The organism is Candidatus Pelagibacter communis, from assembly GCF_001180205.1.
GTDB lineage: Bacteria > Pseudomonadota > Alphaproteobacteria > Pelagibacterales > Pelagibacteraceae > Pelagibacter > Pelagibacter ubique_O.
In genome coordinates this window covers 1-1,348 of record NZ_CVSU01000084.1, presented here as the reverse complement: position 1 = coordinate 1,348, position 1,348 = coordinate 1, and the positions used below count along the sequence as shown (strand labels likewise).

General features: G+C 25.7%; 2 protein-coding genes and 1 pseudogene. 1 reads left to right on the top strand and 2 read right to left on the bottom strand.

Features of this window, described 5'->3' with window-relative positions; all coding sequences use genetic code 11:
- Positions 1-312, bottom strand: a 312-nt coding sequence (locus tag AMO08_RS03225) for a TlpA disulfide reductase family protein (protein WP_143323808.1), incomplete at its 3' end; no start/stop codon positions are given.
- 24 nt (positions 313-336) lie between these two features.
- On the opposite strand from AMO08_RS03225, the pseudogene AMO08_RS03220 reads away from it, so the two are divergent.
- Positions 337-1,068, top strand: a pseudogene (locus tag AMO08_RS03220) (argininosuccinate lyase); the annotation flags it as partial.
- Here AMO08_RS03220 and AMO08_RS03215 read toward each other — a convergent pair.
- Positions 984-1,348 (bottom strand): lysophospholipid acyltransferase family protein (locus AMO08_RS03215; protein ID WP_143323807.1); only part of this gene is annotated, 365 nt, incomplete at its 5' end. The pseudogene AMO08_RS03220 and the gene AMO08_RS03215 sit on opposite strands and share 85 nt — an antisense overlap.

Genomic DNA, 1,348 nt, shown 5'->3' with positions numbered 1-1,348 from the left:
ATTAACTTTGTTTAAAGTTTCTTTACCTATATTAATTGGAAAAATTTTTATTTTATCCAATTTTGGGTTAGCTTGGAGTTTATCTAAAGATGGCATTTCATCTTTACAAGGTTCACACCAAGTTGCCCAAAAATTCAATATCAATAAGTTGCCAGTATATTCATTGATATTAATTTTTTGATCATTTTTGTCTAAAAAAATAACATTATCATATATTTTTGGTATTTTATGGATTACAATATTTTTAATACCAGGTAATTCATCAGCTACTACATTTGTTATCAAAAAAATAAATAATATTAAAAATCTCATGTTAAATAGGTATAATTAAATATCATGGCAAAAAATAAAAACAACCAAGCAATCTGGAATACACGGATAAAAAAAAATGCATCAAGTTTGTTTCAAAAAGTCGGTAATTCAATAGATATTGATAAAAGACTTTATAAAGAAGATATTCAAGGGTCAATTGCTCATGTTGAGATGCTTTTTAAACAAAAAATAATTTCATTCAAAATAAAAAATAAAATTATTTATGGACTAACAAAAATTGATAAGGAAATCACAAACAATAAATTTGAGTTTAATAAAAAATATGAAGATATTCATATGAATATCGAAAAGCGACTTTTTCAAATTATAGGTGAAGAGGCTGGCTATGTTCACACCGCAAGATCAAGAAATGATCAAGTAATTACTGATTTTAAAATTTGGATGAAAAATTCAACTAACGAAATAAATAATAACATTAATAAAGTTATTAAGAGTACAATTAAGTTGGCTGAAAAAAATGTTGAGACTATTATGCCTGGATTTACACATCTTAAAAATGCTCAAGCTATCTCTTTTGCACATTATTTAATGTCTTATGTAGAAATGTTTAATAGAGACAAACAGAGATTTTCTAATAATTTAGACAGTTTAAATGAAAATCCCTTAGGTGTTGCAGCTTTAGCAGGAACATCATTTAATATAGATAGAAATTATACAACCAAAAAACTTGGTTTTAAAATACCCACAAATAATTCTATTGACACAGTTTTATTAGATTTTTTTTTACCTTTTTTAGGCCACACATATCCAGAATTAATTGCAACCGGCTGACAAGCAATACTTAGCTCTTCATAAATTCTCGAAGCACCTTTTTTAAAAGGTGGTCTTTCATCTGGAAGAACCCTAGTTCCTTGAGGAAAAATAATTAAAGGTCTATTTGAAGTAGCCATCATATTTGAAATATCATTAAAAAAACCTAAGTTATCTTTTGTAACTTTGTTTCTTTTTATTGAAATTGATCCTATTTTTTTTAAGTACCAACCGAATATTGGAATTAACAATAATTCTTTTTTTA